This is a genomic window from Variovorax sp. 05N34 (assembly GCF_056397405.1).
Genome location: NZ_JBFTNI010000009.1, coordinates 232,952 through 255,264, shown reverse-complemented (window position 1 = coordinate 255,264; position 22,313 = coordinate 232,952). Strand labels below are relative to the sequence as shown.

Genomic DNA, 22,313 nt, shown 5'->3' with positions numbered 1-22,313 from the left:
CTTTCCATGATGGGAGGGTCAAGTGGGGTCAAGTGGGCCCAGCCGCTCCGTCGCATATTGGCCTTTAGTACTACATCGAAAGTTATTTAGTATTTTTTGTTACGTCCACGTATTCTTCCGGGATCACCTCAAGGAAGTCTCATGGGAGCGAGCGAAATCGACAAAATCACGGGCCTGACCGCCGATTGCCGGATGTGGGTGGATGACCCCGCGGGCTTCACGACCCACAAGGTCGGGCGGCTGCATCACACCTATGACCGGCACCCGCTATTCCAGTTGACGGAACTCGAGGCGCTCGCGAAAGAACTCGTCCCGCTCAAGCAATGCCGCTTCGTGAGACCCGGCATCACGCAGGCTTCGGGCTTTGCGCATGACAGCAATCATCCGGACGGGCGCAGCATCGAGGAGGTTTTCCGGCGCATCGAGGAGCCGGGTTCATGGATCGCGCTCTACGACGTCGAAGCCATTCCGCGATATCGGGCGCTGCTCGAAAACGTGCTGGACAACGTGCGCGAAACCATCATGCGAGAGCAGCGCGGGATCTTCATGGTCACCGGCTTCATCTTCATCTCGGCGCCGCCTTCGGTGACGCCGTTCCACATCGACCGCGAGAATAATTTCTGGCTGATGCTGCACGGACGGAAAGTGATGAACGTCTGGGACCATACCGATCGAGTGGTCGTGCCGGCCGAGGCGGTGGAGGACTACATCGTCGCCCACTCGGCGCGCAAGGTCCGGCTCAAGGATGAGTTCCGCGCGCGCAGCCATGAATTCGAGGCGCGGGCGGGGGATGGCATCTACTTCCCGAGCACTTCGCCTCACATGACGCGCTCGGACGCGGAGTGGACGGCGCCCGGCGACCGCGTGGCGATCTCGATCGGCGTGAACTTCTACACCGCGCATACGCGCAAGACAGCGCGCATTCACCAGTTCAACCGGCTGATGCGCAGGTGCGGGCTGTCGCCGGCGCAGCCGGGGGAGTCGCCGGTGGCGGATGCGCTCAAATCGCCGCTGGGCAAGGTCATCGGCGTCGCCCAGTCGACACTGGCGCGCGTGTCTTATGCGATGAAGACGAAGAACGCGATGAGCTTCAAGCCGCCGCCCGGCTCCTATTGAACTTGGACCGAACGCCCGCCCTCACTGGCGCATCATGTCGCGCGGTGAAACCGGCGATGCGTCGTTGCCCCAGGAGCCGCGAACGTAGGTCAGCACGGCTGCCACATCGCTGTCGTCCAGGACCGGGCTGAAGGGTGGCATGCCGTAAGGGCGCGGATTGCCTCCGGTCGAAGGGAGGAAGCCGCCGTGCCGCACGATCTGGATCAGGTTCACTGCCGAATCCATCAGTACCGCGCGGTTGCCCGCGAGCGGCGGATACGCGCCCTCGGCACCCTGGCCCGAGTCGCCATGGCAGTAGGCACAGCGCTGGTCGAAGATTTTGGCGCCCCGTTCCATGGTGCGCGCATCGCGCCGGATCGGAGCGGTCCGCGCCGCGGCGGACGCGGTGCTCGGCAGTGCCTTGAGGTACACGCCCATTGCGTGCAGGTCTGCCTCTTCGAGGTGCTGGGTGCTGCCGAACACGACGTCGGCCATGGGCCCCATGACGGAGCCGCGCGCGGACCGCCCGTTCTTGAGCAGCTCGACCACATCCTGCGGATCCCAGTCCGCAACCCCTGCTTCGCGATTGGAGGTGAGCGAAGGCGCATACCAGTTTTCCATCGCGATGAGCCCGCCCGAGAGACCCAGTTTCTCCTGGGTGGCGCCGAGCACATTGCGGCTGCCGTGGCACGCAATGCAATGGCCGAGACCTTCGACCAGATAGGCGCCCCGGTTCCACTCGGCCGATTTGGCGGTGTTCGGCGCGAAGGTGCCGGGGGTGAACGAAAGCGCCCGCCAGACCGCAAGCGCCGGTTGTGTGTCGTAGGGAAAGCGCAATTGGTGGGGAAGGTTGCGCATGGGCGAAGGCGGAACACTGCGCAGGTAGGCAAAGATCGCGTCCGAATCCTCGCGCGTCACGCGCGTGAAGTTCGGATATGGAAACGCCGGATAGAGCAGACGCCCGTCCTTCGAGCGGCCGTTGTGCAGGGCCCGCCAGAAGTGGTCGGCGCTCCAGTTGCCGATGCCCGCCTTCGGGTCGGGCGTCAGATTGCTCGCGAAGACGGTGCCGAAGGGCGTCTCGATGCCGACGCCGCCAGCGTACGGCGCGCCGCCGAGCGCGGTGTGGCATCCGGCGCAGTTGCCCGCCAGCGCGAGATAGCGCCCGCGTTCGACCTGGGCCGGCGAGGGATCGAAGGCGGCAGGTGTGTCCGGCAGCTTGTCCTCGCCGCGCAGATTGAGTCCGATGATGGCGAGTCCCGCAAGAACAGCGAGCGTGATCACGAAGGTCAGCAGATAAACAAAGCGTCGCATGGCGGCTCAGTTGTTGTTCAGCGCACTGCACGCCATCGGGACGGGGCTCGGCGCGTTGGCCTGCGGCTTCGGGTTGGCAGGCACCGGCTGCATCGCGAGCCAACTCGCCGCCGCGTTGATGTCGGCCGACGTGAGCTTGCGGCCCACTTCGGCCATGCAATCGGGCGCGAGCGCGTGGCGCTCGTTGGTGATCCAGGCGCCCAGCTGAGATGAAAGATAGAGGCGCGGCAGGCCCACAAGCGCGGGAATGCCGGGCAGCACACCGGTCAGTGCTTCGCCGTGGCAGCGAACGCAAGCCGGGATGTCGCGCGCGGGATCGCCCTGGAACACCAGCGCCTTGCCGCGCGCCAGCATCTCGGGCGTGGCGTCGGTGGTGGTGGGAACGGGCGGGTAGGGCAGGTCGATGGACGAAAAATACTCGGCGATCTCGCGCAAATAGGCATCCGACAGATGCCGCACCATGTGGACCATGTCCGAATTGAAGCGACGACCGTCCCGAAAGCTCTGCAGCTGGTTGAAGAGATAGCCCGCCGGCTTGCCGGAAAGGCGAGGGTAATAGCCCGCCTCGGTGCTCGAACCCTCGCGGCCATGACATGCAATGCACGCGGCGACGCGCTGTTCGATGGTGTCGGGAACGTGCCCCGGCGCAGGCGGTGCGGCAAGCGCCGGTCCCGGCATGGCGCAAGCGGTGAGCAGGGCGGCAAGAAGACGGGGAATGTTCATTCGGAATTCATTGGCTGACATCGAGCAGGCCGGAGCGTAACGCGATTGCGGCACACGAAGTCGGACAGTTCGCAGTGATTTTCAGATCGTTCCGGTGCCGCAGAAAAGGCGGCACCTCCGGAGAATCGATCGCATGAATCAATACCTGCAAGCGCTCGGCCGTATCGATTGGGAGCAGTGGAGCGCAACCGTTTTGTCGGGGCTGCGCATCTTGCTGATCGTGGCTGCGGCCTGGATGGCGATCCTCGTGCTGCAACGGGTCGTCGGCGCCGTTCGCCTTCGGGTGGAGGCCCGGCTCGACGCGGCCGATGGCCCTCAGCGCGCCGAGACCCTCGGGCGCGTGGTCCGCTACCTGATTGCACTGACAGTGAGCGTGGTGGCGGTCATGCTGGTGCTGGCCGAACTCGGCATATCGCTGGCGCCGATCCTTGGCGCTGCCGGTGTCGTCGGGCTTGCCGTCGGCTTCGGCGCGCAGAGCCTCGTCAAGGACTATTTCACGGGCTTTTTCATCCTGTTCGAGGACCAGATCCGCACCGGCGACTTCGTGACCATCGCCGATCTCAGCGGCATCGTCGAAGACATCACGCTGCGCCATGTCCGGCTGCGCGACTACGAAGGCAACGTTCACTTCGTGCCCAACAGCCTCGTGACGACAGTGACCAACATGTCGCGCTCTTTCGCGCAGGCCGTGGTCGAAGTCGGCGTCTCTTCCCGCGAGAACATCGACCACGTCATGTCCCTGATGGAGGACGTCGCCACCATGCTGCAGACCGATCCTGCCTTTGCGGCAAGAATCCTGGCGAACCTGGAAATGGCAGGCGTCGAGCGTTTCGAGAACGGCGCGGTCGTGCTGCGCTGCCGCTTCAAGGTGATGCCCTTGCAGCAATGGAGCGTTCGCCGCGAATACCTGCGTCGCCTCAAGATCGCTTTCGATCATTCAGGCATCGAACTGCACCTTCCGCGCATGGCGCTGTACGGCCCCTCCGTCTCCAATTCAGCGCCTGCAACCTGACGCGAGCGCTGGCGCTACAGTTGCCGGCATGCGAAAGCACTTCACCAGGATGACCGGCTGGCAGCGTCTGCTGTCCGGCGCCTTCCTCGGCTTGGTTGTGAGCCTGGCGCTTCCCCTTCTTCATTGGCCGCTCGACGATGCGACCCGCGGGCTGGTGGGCTGGTGCGTCGCGGCAGTCGCGTATCTGCTGCCGGCGTGGTGGATGGCGGAGACCTCGACAGCCGAGGGAACGCGCATGCGCTCCCAGCAACTCGATCAGCCGCAAGCGTGGATCCTGCTGATCATGCTGGTCGCGGTCGGTGTCGCGGTCGGAGTGATCGCGATGTTGCTGCAGCAGGTGCCGCAGCTGTGCGGTGGACACCGCGTCGGCCACATCGCCCTGGGGCTGGCGGGCCTCGCGTGTTCGTGGCTGGTGATTCACACCATCTATGCCTTTCACTACGCGCATCGCTACTACCAGCGCGAGCAGAAAGAGAGCGCAAAGGGCCCAAACGCCGAGCATCCCGGCCTGAAGTTCCCGGGCAAGTCCGAGCCGGACTACTTCGACTTCCTCTACTATTCCTTCGTGGTCGGCATGACATCGCAGGTGTCCGACGTGCAGGTCACATCGCGAGAGATGCGGCGCATCACGCTCGTGCACGGGGTCCTTGCCTTCACCTTCAACATGCTGGTGCTGGCCCTGTCCATCAACGTGGTGGCTGCGTCGATGCAGTCGCCGCCTTCGCCGCCGTCAGCGCCTTCAGGCACCCTGGCGCCCGGTGCGACCCAGTCTGACCAGCCCTGTCGATAGCGCGACACCACAGACGATCACCACCGCGCAGATCAGCATCCATCGCGTGATCTCTTCGCCCAGGAAGACGGCGCCATAGAAGAGGGCGAACACCGGCACGAGGAAGGTCACCGTCAGCGCGCGCGCCGGTCCCGCGTTCTCGATCAGCCTGAAGAACAGGATGTAGGCGAGGCCGGTACAAGCAGTGCCGACGGCAACGAGCGCGAGCCACGCATGCATGCTCGGCATCTGGGCGGGCCAGAGCCAGACGGCCGGCACCACGAGCGCCAGCGTGGCGCCGATCTGGCTGCCGGTCGCGGTTGCCAATGCAGGCACGCCGACCAGGTATTTGCGGGTCATGCTCGCCGAAACCGCATAGCAGACGCAGGCCGCAAGACACGCTGCAATCGCCCAGCGCGCGGCGCCTTCGTCCGCGCCTGAATGAAATCCCGCGCCACGCCCGGCCAACATCGCGACTCCGGCAAAGCCGATCACCAGCCCAAGGATGCGCGAGCGGTCGGGCCGATCGCCGAACCATGCCCATGCGACGAGCGCCCCGAACATCGGCACGGTGGCGTTGATCACCGCCGCCAGGCCGCTGTTGAGGGTCAGCAGCGCAAATGCGAAGAATGCGAACGGCATGCCTGAATTGAGTACGCCGACGCCGAGCGCCGGCTTCCAGTACTGCCTGAACGCCGACCATTGCCCCCGCATCCACAGCAAGGGCAGCAGGAAGATGGTCGCGATCGCCACGCGCACTGCCGCAGTCGGCAGCGCCCCGAATTCGGCCGCGCCAATACGCATGAAAAGAAACGATGCGCCCCAGAGCATGCCCAGCAGCAACAGGTCGACGAGCCATCGAAGGTTGGCTGGCTTGGGTTTCACGATCGACGCCGCAGGATTCGCGATGGCTGGAGCGGCCACTGTGCATTCGGCTTCGCTCATCATGGACACACCTCAGTCAGCGCGGCGCCCAGCACGCCTTCCAGTTCGAGCAGCGCGGTCTTGCGATCGAGGCCGCCTGCGTACCCGGTGAGCGAACCGTCCGAGCCGAGAACCCGGTGGCAGGGCACGATGACGCTGATCGGGTTGCGACCGACCGCCGCGCCCACGGCACGCACGGCAGCGGGCTTGCCGACACCGGCACTGATCGCGCCGTAGCTGGTGGTTCCTCCTGCTGGAATTGCGAGCAGCGCCTGCCAGACCGACTGCTGAAAGGGCGTGCCGTGCGACAGATCGAGCGGCAGATCGAAATGCTGGCGCCGGCCATCGAAATACTCTTCGAGTTGTGCGGCCGCCTGGCGAAGGACCGGATGCTCCGACGCTGCCTGCCATCCGGTCATGTCAGGCGAGTGGCGCTGGCGCTCGAACCAGACGCCGGCGAGGCCCTTGTCCGTCGCAGCCAGGATGATGCGCCCGAGCTTGCTGTCGAGATGGGCGGTGTAGATCGTTGAAGTCTTGAATTTCATGGGGATCATCAGACGGTGGCGGGGACGACCGCCGCGGCGTCGACGGGCGGAGCGGACGGGGGGCTGTGCCACGCGCGCAGCACGGCATAGCCACGCCAGGGCCGCCATGCTACAGAGGCTTCCGCCGCAGCGCGTGCCGTGGTGACGCCGAGCGCCTTTTGCAGCGCGACATCCCCCGCGGGAAAGGCATCGGGCCAGCGCAGGGCGCGCATTGCGATGTATTGCGCGGTCCAGTCGCCAATGCCGGGCAAAGCCTGCAACGCGGCGATGGTCGCGGGCACATCGGCGCCGGCATGCAGCGCGAGTCGGCCCTCCATCAATTCGCGCGCGACTGCGAGCAGTGCCGCCTGGCGCTGCCGCACGATGCCGAGTTGGCCGAGCGCGTCACCGCTTGCGCCGGCGATGGCCGCGGGCGTCGGAAAGAGTCGGTCCAGCCCTTCGATGGGCGTGACGATCGGTTCGCCGAAGGCTTGCACCAGCCGCGAGCCCAGCGTGCGTGCAGCCGCGACCGTGACCTGCTGGCCGAGCACCGCCCGCACGGCAATCTCGAAGCCATCGACCGTGCCCGGCACGCGCAGGCCATCGCCGTGCGGAAAGCTGGCGTGCAGTGCGCTGTTGATGGCGATGGGTTCGGCATCGAGATCGAGCATGGCGCGCACGCGGCTGATCACGATGGGCAGCACCGACGCCAGCGAGTCGCTGACGCGCAGCAGCACCTGTTCGCGCTGCGGGTCGAAGCGAAGCTGCAAGCATCCTTGCGAAGTGCGGCCGTTGTTGGAGATGCGTAGCGTGCGCGCGAACTGCCTGGTGCCGTTGATGTCCGACAGCAGCTCGACGCCGCCCAGCGCGCGGCGCGCGAAGAAATCCAGCATCGCGACGCTGTCGTAAGGCGGTCGAAACCCCAGCTTGACATCGACACCTTCCCGCTCCTTTCCACCAGCCGAGGCGCCGGCGCGGCGCAGTGCGCTGGGGTTCAGGCCGTAGTGGGTCAGAAAAGCCGCGTTGAATCGCCGCACGCTCGCGAATCCGCTGGCAAGGGCAACCTGCGTCATTGGCAACTGCGTGTCGGCGATCAATTGCTTTGCGGCCAGCAAGCGCCGTGTCTGCAAATACTGCAGAGGCGACACGCCGAACTGCGCTTCAAAGATGCGCCTCAGATGGCGATCGCTGACGCCCAGACGCGCGGCGATGCGTGCCGCACCCGGGCCGTCGTCGGCCCAGGCGTCGGGCTCGTCGATCAAGCGCGCCGCCTGCAGCGCGAGGATGCGCGATGCGTCCTCGGTCGACCAGCTCGCGGCGCGGGGCGCGAGTTCCGGCCGGCAGCGCAGGCAGGGCCGGAACCCCGCGGCCTCGGCCTGCGCGGCATGGCGAAAGAAGCAGCAGTTCTCGCGCCGGGGCACCTTCACGCGGCAGACCGGCCGGCAATAGACGCCGGTAGAGGTCACGCCCGTGAAGAAGGACCCGTCAAAGCGTGCATCGTGCGCCTTCATGGCCAAATAGCACGCGTCGCTCTCGAGTCCGGCTGTGGAGGCGGGGATGGATGGCATGCAAGGATGATACGTTTGCGCCGAGCCAAGAGTAGCCATTTCCGGACATCTGGCTCCAAAAGGCCATGCCTACAATCGTCTTCATTTTCTGAACTCCAGGGGTTGCTTAATGCAGATCAGCGCTTCGATCTTCAAGGCCTACGACATCCGCGGCGTGGTTCCCTCCACGCTCGACGCGCAAGTCGCCGAGGCGCTCGGCAAGGCCTTCGGCAGCGCTGCGCGCGCGGCCGGCGAGAAGGCGGTGGCGGTCGGACGCGACGGGCGCCTCTCGGGCCCTTCGCTGTCTGAGGCGCTGATCAGGGGCCTGGTCGCCACCGGCGTGGAGGTGATCGACGTCGGCGCCGTCACGACCCCGATGCTCTACTTTGCAGCCCATACGCTGTGCACCAGCGGCATCCAGGTCACGGGAAGCCACAACCCGAAGGACTACAACGGCTTCAAGATGGTGCTGGCGGGTCGCGCGATCTACGGCGACGAAATCCAGGGCCTTCGCAAGGTCATGGAAGCCGACAGCGCAAAGCTGGCCCCCGGCGGAAGCGTGCGCAAGGTCGACGTGACCGAGGCGTACACCACGCGCATCACCAGCGACATCAAGCTTGCGCGGCCGCTCAAGATCGTGGTCGACTCGGGCAATGGCATCGCGGGCGCGACCGCTCCGGCGATCCTGCGGGCCATCGGCTGCGAAGTGACCGAACTCTTCAGCGAAGTCGACGGCAACTTCCCCAATCACCATCCCGATCCCAGCAAGCCCGAGAACCTCAAGGATCTCATCGCCGCGCTGAAGTCCGGCGATGCCGAACTGGGGCTGGCCTTCGACGGCGACGGCGACCGCCTGGGTATCGTCACCAAGGACGGCAACAACATCTTTCCCGATCGGCAGATGGCGTTGTTTGCGCAGGACGTGCTGTCGCGCGTGCCGGGCGGGACCATCGTGTATGACGTCAAGTGCTCGCAGCGCCTTGGGCCTGCCATCGAGGCCGCGGGCGGCAAGCCGATGATTTTCAAGACAGGCCATTCGCTCATCAAGGCCAGGATGAAGGAGATCGACTCGCCGCTGGGCGGCGAAATGAGCGGCCACATCTTCTTCAAGGAACGCTGGTTCGGTTTCGATGACGGCACGTATGCCGGCTGCCGCTTGCTGGAGATCCTGAGCAAGAGCCCGGACGCGAGCGATGTGCTCAACGCCTTGCCGACCAGCTTCTCGACGCCCGAGCTCAATGTGAAATGCGCCGAAGGCGAGCCGCATTCCGTGGTCGATCAACTCGTCGCAAAGGCAAAGTTCGCGGCGCCTGCCAAGGTGTCGACCATCGATGGCTTGCGCGTCGATTGGCCTGATGGCTTCGGACTCATTCGTGCCTCCAACACGACGCCGGTGCTCGTGTTGCGCTTCGAAGGCCAGACCGATTCAGCGCTGAAGCGCATCGAGGAAGAAATGCTCACGCTGCTCAAGAGCGTCAAGCCGGACGCGTCGCTCGCCGAAGCCGCCCACTGAAGCCGAGAAGCGTGCGTTCCTTGCTGTTGCGCTTCTACGGCGCCGTCACAACGCTGGCCAAGCCGCTGGTGCGCCGCAAGCTTCGGCGGCGCGCGGCTGCCGAGCCGGGCTACGCGCTGGCCGTCGAAGAGCGCTTCGGCCACTACGACGAAGCGGCCAAGGGGACGGGCTGGTGCTGGATCCATGCCGTGTCCCTCGGCGAGGCGCGCGCTGCGGCCATCCTCATCGAAGAACTCCGCCGCCAGTTGCCCGGTATTCCGATCCTGCTGACCAACGGCACCGCGACCGGTCGGGAGGAAGGGGCCAAATTGCTCGAACCGGGCGATCTGCAGGTGTGGCAACCGTGGGACGCCCCGGAGCCGGTGGCGCGTTTTCTCGATCGCTTCCGTCCGCGCATCGGCGTGCTGATGGAAACCGAAGTGTGGCCCGAGATGACCGCAGCCTGCGCCGAGCGCGGGATTCCGCTGGTGCTCGCCAACGCGCGCCTGAACGAGAAGTCGCTTGCCGGGGCCGAACGCCTGGGCTGGCTTGCACGGCCCGCGTATTCATCTCTCGCAGCAGTGTGGGCGCAGACCGAGGCCGATTCGCACCGGCTGGTGTCGCTGGGCGCGAAAGTCGCTGGCGTGTTTGGCAATCTCAAGTTCGACGCCACGCCTGACGCCCGGCAACTCGCGGCGGCGGCCAAGCTGCGCACCCAGCTTCCGCGGCCGGTGATCATCTTCGCAAGTTCGCGCGACGGCGAGGAGCAGCAGTTGCTCGACGTGCTCAAGCGCTTCGGTGCCCTGGCGCCGGTGCCTCCCGCGCAAGATGCGGTGCAGTCGATTGCCAAGCGCGTACACGATGTGCAGTGGATGATCGTGCCGCGCCATCCACAGCGCTTCGACGAAGTGGCCTCTCTCATCGAATCGAACGGATTCGCCGTAGCGCGACGCAGCGCCGCCGGTGCGCCAACCGAAGCCGAAATCTGGCTCGGCGATTCGCTGGGCGAGATGGCGCTTTACTACGGCTTGGCTGACGTCGCCCTGTTGGGCGGCAGCTTCGAGCCGCTCGGTGGGCAGAACCTCATTGAAGCCGCAGCCTGCGGATGCCCCGTCATCATGGGCCCATCGACCTTCAACTTCGCCGAAGCGGCGGAACTCTCTCTGGCCGCCGGTGCTTCGGCACGCGTGGCCGACATGGAGCAGGCGGTGAGGGCTGCGCTCAAGCTGGTCGAAAAACCCGAACGGCGCGAAGCGATGGCCCAGGCGGCGTTCGCCTTTGCTTCATCAAATCGCGGCGCGGCAGAACGTACCGCCGCTGCATTGCTTGAGATCGCCGAGCGGGCGTCGCCCACCGAGCCCGAAGAGCGGGCCGAGCCTCACCTGGAGTGACTGCGGCGCTGGAGATCTACCAGGCGTACTTCATGCCGGCGCGCACGGTCCAGGCCTGATAGGGCTGGGTCGACTGGTTGTTCCATTGCCACCCGAGGTCTCCCCAGGCGCCCAAACCCTGCTTGAAGTCGACGTTGACGCCGGCCTTCAACTCGTAGCGGTTGCTCGGATAGAGGTCGCGCGTCGGCGGCTGGGTGATCAGCATTTCATCGCTGAGATCGTCGTGCCACCAGTTCATGGCGGCATAGGGGCGAAAGCGCCAGCCCGAGTTCTGCACCCAGTTCGGCTGCACGCGAATACCGATTCGCGATGCCCAGCCAGCGCGCTTGCTGGCCTCGATGCTGGAAAAGTCGGTGTCGAGCAGGTTGTAGTTGTTGTTGCGCAGATAGATCAGCTGCCCTTGAGGCTGCAGTGTCCAGCCGCCTGCCTCGCCGAGCGGGATGGCATAGCCGAGTTCGGCAGACGCAAGGCCCACGCGGGAACGGCCATCCGTCCCGGCCAAGGAGAGGGGCGCCACGCGGTTGTCGGATGCGCCGAACTGCCCGCGCAGGTCGGCGTACCAGCCTTGCCGAGTCCGATCGTCCTGGTACCAGGTGCCGTAGATACCCATGCTGCCGCCGGGAGAGTCTCCGAGGCGTGTCGGGTCGCTGGTGACGGTGGTGCCCAGGTGCAATCGGTCGGTTCCGCTGAAGAGCGACCATTGCGTGACATCGGCCGCGGCATCGCTGTTGAAATTGCTCGGGCGGCCGGCGGAACAAAGGGCGGCCGCGCCGAAGCCGGACGTAGGACACTGCTGCGCATAAGCACCAACGCTGCCGGCGCACAGTGCGGCAGCGACCGCTAACCGCGGTACGCGTTGCCCGGGCGACCTGCCCGCTGACAGAGGAGACGCATCACGCACGGCCGAACCCTCCTTCTGGACCCATCCGATGACCCGGAAACCGCGGGAGAACGCGGGAAGAACCGGAACACCCGTAACCTATTGTGCGTCGATTGTGAGCGTTTGGGGAGTTGCCTGCAAACGACGATTTGCGATTATTCGGTCCGGCAACTAGCGCCTTTGCGGCGCGATGACCGGCGGCGGTGGCGGCACGGCCATCCTCGGCGGTGGGGTCAGGCTCGGCGTCGGCTCGACAGGTACCGGGCTCTGCGTTGCCGCCGAAGGCTGGTCCGGTGAGGCGGCGCTGTCGACGCTCGCGCGGCCATTGGTCGCGAGTGTGTTGTTCACCGCAAGCAGGTCGTCCGCCGTCAGCGTGCCGTTTGCCTGCCGCAGCTTGAGATTGCCCACCAGCACGTTGTAGCGTGCCACCGCGAGGTCGCGCTTGGTCTGGAAGAGCTGGCTTTGCGAATTCAGCACGTCGATGTTGATCCGCACGCCGACCTGATACCCGAGCCGGTTGGCGTCAAGCGCACTCTGGCTGGAAGCCTCCGCGGCTTCGAGCGCCTTGACCTGTCCCGCGCCCGAGATGAGCCCCAGGTACGCCGAGCGCGTGCTTTGCGAGACGTTGCGTCGGGTCGATTCGAGAAACTGGCGCTGCTGCTCTTCGAGCGCAAGCGTTTCCTTGATGCGGTTTTCGGTCGCGAAGCCCGCAAAGAGCGGCAGGTTGAACACCACTCCCACGCTCGCCGCCCGCACGTTCACGCGGCCAGTGCTGGTGCTTGTGCTGGTGCCTTGCGGATTGTTCGTGGCGTTGTAGCCAAGCTGCGCGTCCAGTGTCGGCTTGTGACCGGCTTCGGCCCGCTCGACTTCGAGCTTGGCCACGTCAAGTCCGAGTTGCGCCTGCTGAATGGCGGGATGCACAGCCTCCGCTTGTGTCACCCAGGCGTTCATGTCGGCCGGCAGCACCGGTGGCAGAACCACCGGCGCGGCCAATGGCGTCGGGTTGGTTCCTGTGCGGCCGACCAGTTGGTCAAGCGCGATCTTCCTGACCTGCAGATCGTTCTCGGCCGTGATCTCCTGTGCGAGAACGAGGTCGTAGCGCGCCTGTGCCTCCCGCGAATCAGTGATGGTGGAAGTGCCGACCTCAAAGTTGCGCTTGGCCGAAGCGAACTGTTCGGCCACCGCGACTTTCTGCGCGCGGACCAGCGCCAGGCTGTCCTGCGCGGAAAGCACGTCGAAATAGGCTTGGCTCACCCGCACGACCAGATCCTGCTCAGCGATCGTGAGGGTCGCCTGTGCAATGTCGACCTGGCGCTTGCTTTGCTCGTAGAGCGCCCAGTTGGCGGGGCGGTACAGCGGCTGCGTCGCGTTGATGCCGGCAGACTGATTTGGAAAGCCGCGAGTGGCCGACAAGTTGTCGGTCGACAGCTCCTGGTGCGTGGACGAGGCATTGGCCGAAAGCCCGACCGTCGGCAAGATCCCAGCCTTGGCCTGCGCAGCCCGCGCCAAGCTCGCATCGAACTGAGCACGCGCCCCTTGGTACGTAGCGTCATAGCTGCGCGCCGAGTCATAAAGTTCAATCAGGCTCTGGCCATGAGCCGGCAGCGCGATCGCCGCTGCGAACAACGTCGCGAGCGCTGCCGAAAGAGGAAGAAGCCTGGGAACGGGCATGAAACGTCCTTGAAAGAATCAAAAGCAAATTTGCCGAGCATCGAGCGAACGCCCTCGCAGCCAAACCCAGGAACACCGCGGAACTGGCTTTGCCAGGCCGCCGGTGTTGCCCCCGGCAGGGGGTGGGCGAAGCGACACGAAGTGCGCGAAGCCTGGGGGCGAGCCATCAGTACCGTGGTACGCCAGGATCGCGTTGAGCCGACCACGCGTCGATGCCGCCAACGATGTTGGCCACTTCGTCGAAGCCGTTCTGCACGAGGAATGCCGCGACGCGCTGGCTGCGTGCGCCGTGATGGCACAGGCAGGCGATGCGCTGCCCTGGATTGAGCTCGCCGACCCGCGCCGGAATCTCGTTCATCGGGATCGTCGCCAATGTGAAACCTTTCGGGTCCACGCTGGCCGTCTGCAGTTCCCACGGCTCGCGCACGTCGAGAACCACCGGCGTCGCGTTCGGGTTTCGTGCGAACCAATCGGCGAGATCGGCGGGTCGGATTTGATCGATCATGAAAGGGCGGGGATCAGAAGTTGAATCGCGAAGGCACAGGAAAGTTGAGCAGGCGGGGCGCAACGATGTCCCACGGCTGCGTGGTGTCCCACTTGCCTTCACTCACGCGGGTGACGAAGTTGGCGCGCATCATCGGCTCGTCACCGACGATCGCTCCAAGCCGGCCGCCCGGCTTGAGGGAACTCAGCAGGCCCTGCGGAATGCGCGCGACAGAGCCGCTCAGCACGATCACGTCGAAGGTCGGGCCGCTCGGCAGCGGCTTGGAGCCGTCCGCATGGCGCACCTCGACGTTCATCGCGCCATTGCGGCGCAGCGTCTCTGCGGCGGTGGCGGCGAGCTTGGGGTCGATTTCGAGCGTCAGCACCTGCGCGGCGCGTTGAGCGAGCAGTGCGGCCATGAAGCCGGAACCCGTGCCGATTTCGAGCACGGATTCGTGCTTCTGGACGTGGAGGTCTTGCAACATGCGCGCCTCGACCTTGGGCGAAAGCATGCACTGGCCGGGTTCCCTGGGAGTGCTGACGTCTTCGAGCGGGATTTCCATGTCGAAGAAGGCCAGGCCACGGTGCGCCTGGGGAACGTAGTCCTCACGACGCATCTTCGAGAGGAGGGCGAGGATCTCGAGATCGAGCACATCCCAGGGGCGGATCTGCTGTTCGATCATGTTGAAGCGCAGGCGCTCCAGAGAAGGGGTGGGATTCATGTGCTTTTCCTACGTCGGGCTCAGGACAAACCTTCAATTTTAGGCGCGGGCTCCAGGGTTGCCCCGGCGGGAGCGGCCTTCGGAGTACGGCCCCAGCGTCGGCGAGCCCAGTTCGCCAGATCGTCCATGTAGCAATAGACGACCGGCACGACGACCAGCGTCAGCAGCGACGAGGTGATGACGCCGCCGATCACCGCTTGTCCCATCGGCGCACGCTGCTCGGAGCCTTCGCTGACCGCAAAGGCCAGCGGCACCATGCCGAAGATCATCGCCAGCGTGGTCATGAGGATCGGACGCAGGCGCACGCGAGCGGCCAGCAGCAGCGCTTCCGACCGGGGCAACCCAGGCACCGCGGTGCCGTTTTGATCGATGCCCGGCTCGCGCGAGCGGATCGCGAAGTCCACCAGCAGGATGGCGTTCTTCGTCACGAGGCCCATCAGCATCACGATGCCGATGATGGAGAACATCGACAGCGTCGAGCCGAAGATGAGCAGTGCCAGCACCACGCCGATCAACGTCAACGGCAGCGCTGTCATGAGCGCCAGCGGCTGGAGGAAGCTCTTGAATTGGCTCGCGAGGATCATGTAGATGAAGATGATCGCCAGGGCCAGCGCCGAGACGGCATAGCCGAACGATTCCTGCATGTTCTTGGTCGATCCGCTGAACTGCCAACCATAGCCGGGCGGGAAGGCGATTTCCGCGAGTACCTTGCGGATGTCCGCCGACACCTCGCCCGCCGAGCGGCCATCGACGTTGGCGTTGATGGCGACTTCGCGCGCCAGCGCACGGCGGTTGATCTGGTTCGGCCCGGTCGACTCACGCACTTCGGCCACCTGCTGCAACCGCACGATGCGGCTCGACCCGTCGGCGTTGGCGCCCACGGCCGTGCTGACGAACGGCAACCGCGCGAGGTCGGCCGGCGAATTGCGCACGTTTGGAGCGAGCCGCACGTTCACGTCATAGGTCTGATCGTCCGGGGCGCGCCAATTGCCGACCGTGGTGCCCGCCACCAGCGTGCGCAACGAAGCAGCGATCGGCGCGACGCCTAGGCCGAGGTCCGATGCGGCATCGCGCCGCACCACCACGCTCACCGTCGGCTTGTTCGGCTTTTGGCTGGAATCCAGATCGACCAGCCCCGGAATGGGACGGATCGCATCCATCACGCGTTGCGTGAGCCGTTCGAGTTCCTTGAAATCCGTGCCTTGCAGCGAGAACTCGATGGGCTTGTTGCCGCCGACGGAATCGCGCAGCCCGACGTGCGTAACCGTGATGCCTGGCACCGAGCGCAGCCGCTCCCGCAGCACCGTCGACATCTGGTCGACGCTGCGGCTGCGCGCCTTGCGGTCCACCAGCCGCACGTAGATGCTCGCGTACATCTTGCCTTGGGCATCGCCGGTGTTGATGGTGGTGAGCGTGTAGCGCACCTCGGGCATTTCGCGCAGCACGGCTTCCACTTGCCGCGCCTTGGCTTCGGTCACTTCGAGCGATGAGCCGACCGGCGTGTAGAAGTTGATCGCCGTCTCTGAAAAGTCGGCCTTGGGAACAAATTCGGTGCCCAGGAGCGGCACCATGAAGATGCTGCCGATGAAGATGCCGAGTGCCGCGAGCAGCGTCGTGAGCTTGTGCACGAGCGCCCAGCGCAGAATGCCCTGATAGCCCTCGGCCATCCGCTCGGTCGCCGAATCGAACCATCCGGTCACACGGCCGATGGTCTTGTCGTAGAAGGTGACCGGCGCCTCGCGCTTGCCTTGCCGATCGATCGCCGGGTCGTGCCAGATGCTCGACATCATCGGATCGAGCGTGAAGCTCACGAACATCGAGATCATCACGGCGGCAACGATGGTGATCCCGAACTCGTGGAAGAACTTGCCGATGATCCCTTCCATGAAGCCGATCGGCAGGAACACCGCGACGATCGAAAGCGTGGTCGCAAGCACCGCAAGGCCGATTTCCTGCGTGCCGTCGAGCGAAGCCGCGAAGGGTGTCTTGCCCATCTGCACGTGGCGCACGATGTTCTCGCGCACCACGATGGCGTCATCGATCAGCAGCCCCACGCACAGCGACAGCGCCATCAGCGTGACCATGTTGATGGTGAAGCCGAACATCGCCATGAACCAGAAGGTGCCGATCAGCGCAATGGGCAAGGTCAGGCCGGTAATGACCGTCGAGCGCCACGAGTTCAGGAACAGGAACACGATCAGCACCGTGAGCACCGCGCCTTCGATCAGCGTGTGGCGAACGTTCTCGACCGCGACACGGATCGGCCGCGAGGCATCCGCGATGGGTTCGAGCCTGACGCCCGGCGGCAGTTGGGGCTGAATCTCGGCAATCGCCCTGGTCAGGCCATCGACCACCTGAATCGTGTTTTCGTCCTGCGCCTTTTGCACCGACAACAGCAGCGTGCGTTGGCCATTGAAGAGGGCGAGGCTGTCGATTTCCTGGGCGCCGTCGCTCACCGTCGCGACCTGCTCCACGCGAATCGGTGCACCGCCCTTGCGCATGATGATGATCTTGCCGAAGTCCTCGGGCCGCTCCATGCGCGCATCGACCTGCACCACGCGATCCTGCTCGAGCGAACGCACGGAGCCGACCGGCAACGCCTGGTTTTCGTTGCGGACCGCATCGACCACCTGCGTCGCACTGACGCCAAAGGCTTCCATCGCTTGCGGGTTGAGATAGATGTTGATCTCGCGCCGGGTGCCGCCGACGAGCGTCACAGAGCCCACGCCACGCACGTTTTCGAGACGCTTCTTCAGGACCTGATCGGCCCAGTTGGTCAACTCCACGGCGCTGGGTTGCGTGTCCTTCTTGCCGTCGGGCAGCACGGCCACCGACCAGACCGCGCGCGAGGCCGGATCGAAGCGCAGCACGCGGGGGTCCTTGACCTCGTCGCGGAACAGCGGGCGCACCGACGCGACCTTTTCTCGCACGTCGTCTGCCGCCTTGCGTCCATCGACGTACAACTGGAATTCGATGATGACGACCGACTGGCCTTCATAGCTGCGAGAGGTGAGGGCGTTGATGCCGGCGATCGAATTGACGCCTTCCTCGACCTTCTTGGTGACTTCGCTTTCGACGATTTCAGGTGATGCGCCGGGGTATTCGGTGATCACGACCACCACCGGAAAGTCGATGTTCGGAAACTGATCGACCTGCAGGCGCTGGTAAGAGAAGGCGCCGAGCACGACCAGCGCGAGCATCAGCATCGTCGCGAAGACGGGATTCTTCAGGCTGACACGGGTGAACCACATGGTGCGCCGCTCAGGGGTTGGAACGCACGACCGCGCTCGCAACCGAGCCGGCCGAGGCGACCGGCGTGAGACGCACCGCGGTGCCTTCGCGAAGCGGACCGACACTGCCCGCGATCACTGTCGCGCCATCGTCGATGCCGCGCACCGCCACCATGGTCTGTCCTTCCGCGTGGCCACGCATGCCCGTTTCGACCGTGCGATGCGCGATGCGGCCGTCGATCACGATTTGCACGTAAGGTGCGGGCTTGTCGGTGCGCACCGCGGACAAAGGCAATGCGAGTGTTTCCGTGCGGCCCACGTCGATCGTGCCTTGAGCGAAGAGCCCCTGGCGAAAGCCGGTGCTGCGGTCCAGTTGCAGATAGACGAGCACGCTGCGGCTGCCTGCCTGCGCGCTGGGGTTGACGCGCACCACGGTCGCGCCGAGGCTGCGGTCGCTGCCTTGGCGGTCGGCGCCGCCGCCTTCGATCTGAAGCACCGCACGCTGGCCCACACGAACCGCCACTGAGTCGGCGGCGGCCAGCGTGGCTTCGACTTCGATGCGGCTCAGGTCGACGACTTCGATCACCTTGGTGTCGATGGCCACGCGCTCGCCGGACTGCGCCAGCCGCTGAGCCACCTGTCCGGTGATGGGGCTCCTGAGCACCGTGTCGTCGAGCGACTTGCGGGCCACATCCACGGCGGCAAGCGCCGCGCGATGCGTGGAGAGTGCGGAATTGAGATTCGACTGCGAGGTGTCCAGCGCCGTTCGCGAGATGAAGCCCTGGTCGACCAGGGCCTTGTTGTTGTCGAAGGTGCGCTGTGCCACTTCGGCCTGGGCGCGGGCGGAATCGGCCTGTTCCTGGGCCTGACGCATGCGGGAGCGGTATTCGATCGGGTCGATGCGTGCGATGACCTGGCCTGCCTTGACGGTATCGCCTTCACGCACCGTGAGACCGATGAGTTCGCCCGCCACGCGTGCCTTGACCGCTGCCCAGTCGACCGCCTTGAGCGTGCCCGACACCGCCAGGGTTTCGGCGAGTTCGCGGCGGGTCGCCCGCACCACGTCGGCCGATGAAAGCTCCACCACGGTTGCGGCCGGCTTGGCGCTTGCCGCAACGGCTGCCTGATGCGCCTTGCGGGCGCCAATGGCGCGCACGATGCCGCCGAGCACAAGAACGAGGATGAGGGCCGCGGCGACCCACTTGATGGAACGCTTCATACGCCGGCCTTGGGCGCACGCAGGCCGTTGAGGACGATTTCGGCCTGGAGGGCCAGGTACTTCTGGGGGTCGATTTCGGATTCTCCGTCGACGCAAATGGCAGCAGAGTGCTTCCACAGCATCAGGAACATCATCGGAGCGATGACGGCATAGATGGCAAGGTCCACGTCGACCGGCGCGAACTCGCCGCTGTCGACGCCGCGCCGCACGATGCGCCGCAGCAGCGCGTGTCCGGGGCGGACCACTTCGCGCCGATAGAACTCGGCGAGCTCAGGGAAATTCCGGCCTTCGCTCAGCATGAGCTTGGCGAGGCCGGAGGCTTGGGTGGAGCCGACGCGCTCCCACCAGATGCGCATGCAATAGCGCAGCATGTCGGCCGTGGAGCCTTCGAAGGCTTCGAACTCGCGGTTCCATTCAGTGAATCGGCCGGAGAGGTTTTCGACGACGACCGCCTTGAAGAGCTCTTCCTTGCTCGGGAAGTAGAGAAAGAGCGTGCCCTTGGAGACGCCGGCCCGCGCCGCGACCTCTTCCGATCGGGTGGCGGCAAAGCCCTTTTCCACGAACAGATCAAGCGCGGCCTGGAGCAACTCGCCCGGACGGGCTTCCTTGCGGCGCTCGCGCTTGGCGCGCACCGGACAGATCTTGTCGCTGAGGAATCGGGGGGCTGGCATTGGGTTACTGACTGGCGGGTTAGTAATGTAGTGAGGCGCCCAATTTGCGTCAAGCCGTCAAAATGCTGGTTCGACAAATACGTCTCTGGAGCCCTCATGACCGACCCGACAACCACAACGGCAGCCACGACGAAAACGACGGCGCAAACGGAAACCATCGTCCTCGGCGGCGGCTGCTTCTGGTGCACCGAAGCCGTGTTCGATCGCGTCCGCGGCGTGGTCGACGTCGAATCCGGCTACAGCAACGGCCAGGTCATGCATCCGAGCTACGAACAGGTCTGCACTGGGCGCACCGGCCATACCGAAGTCGTGAAGGTGCAATTCGACCCCGTCGAGATCTCGCTTCGACAGATCCTGGAGATCTTCTTCGTCGTGCATGACCCGACCACGCTCAACCGCCAGGGCAACGACGTCGGCACGCAGTATCGCAGCGGCATCTACTACACGAACGATGCGCAGAAGAAGGTGGCCGAAGACGTGATCCGCGAGATCACCGAAAGCAAGACCTATCGCTCGCCCATCGTGACCGAGGTGAAGGCGCTGGACAACTACTCGACGGCCGAGGCCTATCACCAGGACTACTTCCTGAACAACCCGAACCAGGGCTATTGCTCTTTCGTCGTCGGGCCGAAGGTCGAGAAGTTCCAGAAGACCTTCGCTTCGTATCTGAAAGCTTGACTCGGAGCGCTCGATGAGTTCCAGCGAAACGGGCGGGCTGGAGAGCCGGTCCGTCCGGGTCCGCGGCCGGGTGCAGGGCGTGGGCTATCGCGAAGCGTGCGTGCGGCATGCACGCGCGCTCGACGTCACCGGCTGGGTGCGCAATCGGGCGGACGGCTCGGTCGAAGTCCTGCTGCAAGGATGGCCGAGCCAGTTGGCGCACATGTGCGAGTGGCTGCGCACGGGTGTTCCGGGAGCGCGGGTCGACTCGATCGAGGTTACGGACGTGCAGCGGCCTTCCAAGAGGCTGGATGGGTTCGAACGCCTGCCCACCGCTTAGGCCGGTATCCTCGCCGCCGTGAATGCTTCCGTCCTCGCCTCACTGTTGCCTGTCGTCTTGCTCATCGCCGTCGGGTTCTTTGCAGGGCGAATGGGCTGGGTCGGCGGGGGCGCACTGCGTGACCTGTCGAACCTGATCTTCCTCCTTCTGGCGCCGGCGCTGCTCTTCCGGTCGATGAGCACCGTGCGCGTGGAGGAACTCAGCCTTCGGCCGGTGGCCGCGTACTTCATCGCGGCCGGGCTGATCTTCGGGGGGACGATGCTGTGGCGGGGCTTCAACCGCACGGCCGCTGTTCTCGCGCTCGCCAACACTTACAGCAACACGGTAATGATCGGGATTGCGCTGGTCAGCCTGGCGTATGGACCCGAGGGCATGGTCGTGCTGCTGACGCTGGTCTCGTTGCATTCGCTGGTGCTGTTGACCAGCGCGACCGTCGTACTCGAAATGGCAGTGGCGCACGAGCATGCCGCGAGCAGCGGCGAAGCGCGTCCGGCCTCGGCGAGAGTCGTCGGTCGGGCGCTCTATCACGCGATCATTCATCCAGTGCCGCTGCCGATCATTGCCGGTCTTCTGTTCGCTCAATCGGGGCTGCACATGCCGGAGGCCATCGACACGCCCATCGCCTTGCTGGGGGGCGCCTTCAGTCCGGTTGCGCTGGTCATGGTCGGCATCACGCTGGCGTTGACGCCCGTGGGCGAGCACTGGCGTGGCGCGCTGGTCCAGGCGCTCGTCAAGAACCTGGTGCACCCGCTGCTGGTGGCCGGCATCGGTCTGGCGCTGGGACTGCGGGGGATACCGCTCACGGTGATGGTGGTGGCCGCGGCACTGCCCATCGGCGCCAATGTCTTCCTGTTTTCGCAGCGCTATCGCACCGCCGAACAACTCGTGACCGCCAGCATGGTCGTGTCCACGGCTTTGGCGCTCGTCACGCTGACCCTCGTCATGGCGCTCGCGAATCACCTCTAGCGCAGGGGCGCCAGCGCGCGTCAGGGTGCGAGGCGTTCGCGCACCCAGGCGCCGCTTTCGATCCGATAGCGAAGCCGGTCGTGCAGGCGGCTCTTGCGGCCTTGCCAGAATTCCCAGCGATCGGGCATCAGCCGAAAGCCGCCCCAATGCGGCGGCCGTGGCGGCGAAAGCAGATGTCGCGCCGCCTGCACCGCGGCGTTCTTCACCAGCACGTCGCGCCCGCTGATGACTTCGCTTTGCGGACTGGCCCACGCGCCGATGCGCGAATCGAGCGGGCGGCTTGCAAAGTAGGCGTCGCTTTCGGCGTCGCTGACCCTTTCGACGCGGCCCTCGATGCGCACCACCCGTTCGAGTTCGACCCAGTGGAATTGCAGCGCCGCGTACGGGTTGCCGGCGAGGTCCTGACCCTTGCGGCTGTTGTAGTTCGTGTACCAGACGATTCCGCGAGCGTCGTAGCCCTTGATCAAGACGATGCGGGTGGAAGGTCGCAGGTCGCCGCCGACGGTGGCCAGCGTCATCGCGTTCGGCTCGGGGAGCTTGGCGTCGATAGCCTCGGCCAGCCAGCGTTCGAATTGCTGCAGCGGATCGGCGGCGCTGCCGTTTTCGTCAAGTTCGGCGCGCTCGTAGCTCTTGCGCAGTGCGGCCAGCGATTCGGTGGGAGAACTCATGCCGCCATTGTTGCGCAT

At 65.3% G+C, this 22,313-nt stretch carries 21 protein-coding genes; 8 read left to right on the top strand and 13 right to left on the bottom strand.

Annotated elements, in window-relative coordinates:
• Positions 1 to 141 precede the first annotated feature (141 nt).
• Entirely contained in the window at positions 142 to 1,116 is a 975-nt protein-coding gene (locus tag AC1DMA_RS24015) for a cupin domain-containing protein (RefSeq protein ID WP_478127003.1), read from the top strand.
• Between the two features lie 21 nt (positions 1,117 to 1,137).
• Here the strand turns inward: AC1DMA_RS24015 and AC1DMA_RS24010 are convergent, their stop codons facing one another.
• Both AC1DMA_RS24010 and AC1DMA_RS24005 read right to left on the bottom strand, forming a co-directional pair.
• Positions 1,138 to 2,406 (bottom strand): cytochrome c, encoded by a 1,269-nt coding sequence (locus AC1DMA_RS24010; protein ID WP_478145705.1) that lies wholly within the window; start codon positions 2,404 to 2,406, stop codon positions 1,138 to 1,140.
• A gap of 6 nt (positions 2,407 to 2,412) precedes the next feature.
• Entirely contained in the window at positions 2,413 to 3,129 is a 717-nt protein-coding gene (locus AC1DMA_RS24005) for a c-type cytochrome (RefSeq protein ID WP_478127001.1), read from the bottom strand.
• Between the two features lie 133 nt (positions 3,130 to 3,262).
• Between AC1DMA_RS24005 and AC1DMA_RS24000 the strand changes: the two genes are divergently transcribed.
• Positions 3,263 to 4,141 (top strand): mechanosensitive ion channel family protein, encoded by an 879-nt coding sequence (locus AC1DMA_RS24000; RefSeq protein WP_478127000.1) that lies wholly within the window; start codon positions 3,263 to 3,265, stop codon positions 4,139 to 4,141.
• Between the two features lie 28 nt (positions 4,142 to 4,169).
• Positions 4,170 to 4,931, top strand: a complete 762-nt coding sequence (locus AC1DMA_RS23995; RefSeq protein ID WP_478145704.1) for a DUF1345 domain-containing protein — start codon at positions 4,170 to 4,172, stop codon at positions 4,929 to 4,931.
• Here the strand turns inward: AC1DMA_RS23995 and AC1DMA_RS23990 are convergent.
• From AC1DMA_RS23990 to AC1DMA_RS23980, 3 genes are read right to left on the bottom strand one after another with little or no spacing between them, the layout of a single operon-like run.
• Positions 4,881 to 5,855 (bottom strand): DMT family transporter, encoded by a 975-nt coding sequence (locus tag AC1DMA_RS23990; protein ID WP_478127089.1) that lies wholly within the window; start codon positions 5,853 to 5,855, stop codon positions 4,881 to 4,883. The two genes, AC1DMA_RS23995 and AC1DMA_RS23990, sit on opposite strands and share 51 nt — an antisense overlap.
• The gene (locus AC1DMA_RS23985; protein WP_478126998.1) at positions 5,855 to 6,379 is read right to left on the bottom strand and encodes a methylated-DNA--[protein]-cysteine S-methyltransferase; all 525 of its coding nucleotides are present in this window, start codon (positions 6,377 to 6,379) and stop codon (positions 5,855 to 5,857) included. Before AC1DMA_RS23985 ends, AC1DMA_RS23990 begins: the two co-directional genes overlap by 1 nt.
• Before the next feature lie 8 nt (positions 6,380 to 6,387).
• The gene (locus tag AC1DMA_RS23980; protein ID WP_478145703.1) at positions 6,388 to 7,926 is read right to left on the bottom strand and encodes a DNA-3-methyladenine glycosylase 2 family protein; all 1,539 of its coding nucleotides are present in this window, start codon (positions 7,924 to 7,926) and stop codon (positions 6,388 to 6,390) included.
• Between the two features lie 109 nt (positions 7,927 to 8,035).
• On the opposite strand from AC1DMA_RS23980, the gene AC1DMA_RS23975 reads away from it, so the two are divergent.
• A complete protein-coding gene (locus AC1DMA_RS23975) occupies positions 8,036 to 9,418 on the top strand; it encodes a phosphomannomutase/phosphoglucomutase (RefSeq protein WP_478145702.1) in 1,383 nt (460 codons plus the stop codon).
• An 11-nt stretch (positions 9,419 to 9,429) separates the two neighbouring features.
• A complete protein-coding gene (locus AC1DMA_RS23970) occupies positions 9,430 to 10,788 on the top strand; it encodes a 3-deoxy-D-manno-octulosonic acid transferase (protein ID WP_478126995.1) in 1,359 nt (452 codons plus the stop codon).
• 16 nt (positions 10,789 to 10,804) lie between these two features.
• Here AC1DMA_RS23970 and AC1DMA_RS23965 read toward each other — a convergent pair whose 3' ends face one another.
• From AC1DMA_RS23965 to AC1DMA_RS23935, 7 genes are all read right to left on the bottom strand, one after another.
• Positions 10,805 to 11,689, bottom strand: coding sequence for an autotransporter outer membrane beta-barrel domain-containing protein (locus AC1DMA_RS23965; RefSeq protein WP_478126994.1), 885 nt, complete (start codon positions 11,687 to 11,689; stop codon positions 10,805 to 10,807).
• A gap of 150 nt (positions 11,690 to 11,839) precedes the next feature.
• A complete protein-coding gene (locus tag AC1DMA_RS23960; protein WP_478145701.1) occupies positions 11,840 to 13,339 on the bottom strand; it encodes a TolC family outer membrane protein in 1,500 nt (499 codons plus the stop codon).
• A 166-nt stretch (positions 13,340 to 13,505) separates the two neighbouring features.
• Positions 13,506 to 13,844 carry a rhodanese-like domain-containing protein gene (locus tag AC1DMA_RS23955; protein ID WP_478126992.1) on the bottom strand — a complete coding sequence of 113 codons (339 nt, stop codon included), beginning with the start codon at positions 13,842 to 13,844 and terminating at the stop codon, positions 13,506 to 13,508.
• A gap of 13 nt (positions 13,845 to 13,857) precedes the next feature.
• Positions 13,858 to 14,544: a protein-L-isoaspartate O-methyltransferase family protein gene (locus AC1DMA_RS23950; RefSeq protein ID WP_478126991.1), complete on the bottom strand. Its 687-nt coding sequence runs from the start codon at positions 14,542 to 14,544 to the stop codon at positions 13,858 to 13,860.
• A 20-nt stretch (positions 14,545 to 14,564) separates the two neighbouring features.
• Positions 14,565 to 17,795 carry an efflux RND transporter permease subunit gene (locus AC1DMA_RS23945; protein ID WP_478126990.1) on the bottom strand — a complete coding sequence of 1,077 codons (3,231 nt, stop codon included), beginning with the start codon at positions 17,793 to 17,795 and terminating at the stop codon, positions 14,565 to 14,567.
• Between the two features lie 10 nt (positions 17,796 to 17,805).
• Entirely contained in the window at positions 17,806 to 18,993 is a 1,188-nt protein-coding gene (locus tag AC1DMA_RS23940) for an efflux RND transporter periplasmic adaptor subunit (RefSeq protein WP_478126989.1), read from the bottom strand.
• A complete protein-coding gene (locus tag AC1DMA_RS23935) occupies positions 18,990 to 19,664 on the bottom strand; it encodes a TetR/AcrR family transcriptional regulator (RefSeq protein WP_478126988.1) in 675 nt (224 codons plus the stop codon). The genes AC1DMA_RS23940 and AC1DMA_RS23935 overlap by 4 nt, the downstream gene beginning before the upstream one ends.
• 96 nt (positions 19,665 to 19,760) lie before the next feature.
• Here AC1DMA_RS23935 and msrA point away from each other — a divergent pair, with 96 nt between their 5' ends.
• From msrA to AC1DMA_RS23920, 3 genes are read left to right on the top strand one after another with little or no spacing between them, the layout of a single operon-like run.
• Positions 19,761 to 20,342 carry a peptide-methionine (S)-S-oxide reductase MsrA gene (msrA, locus tag AC1DMA_RS23930; protein WP_478126987.1) on the top strand — a complete coding sequence of 194 codons (582 nt, stop codon included), beginning with the start codon at positions 19,761 to 19,763 and terminating at the stop codon, positions 20,340 to 20,342.
• A gap of 13 nt (positions 20,343 to 20,355) precedes the next feature.
• The gene (locus tag AC1DMA_RS23925) at positions 20,356 to 20,661 is read left to right on the top strand and encodes an acylphosphatase (RefSeq protein ID WP_478126986.1); all 306 of its coding nucleotides are present in this window, start codon (positions 20,356 to 20,358) and stop codon (positions 20,659 to 20,661) included.
• Between the two features lie 18 nt (positions 20,662 to 20,679).
• Positions 20,680 to 21,627 (top strand): AEC family transporter, encoded by a 948-nt coding sequence (locus AC1DMA_RS23920; protein ID WP_478126985.1) that lies wholly within the window; start codon positions 20,680 to 20,682, stop codon positions 21,625 to 21,627.
• Between the two features lie 20 nt (positions 21,628 to 21,647).
• Here the strand turns inward: AC1DMA_RS23920 and pdxH are convergent, their stop codons facing one another.
• Positions 21,648 to 22,313 (bottom strand): pyridoxamine 5'-phosphate oxidase, encoded by a 666-nt coding sequence (gene pdxH / locus AC1DMA_RS23915; RefSeq protein ID WP_478126984.1) that lies wholly within the window; start codon positions 22,311 to 22,313, stop codon positions 21,648 to 21,650.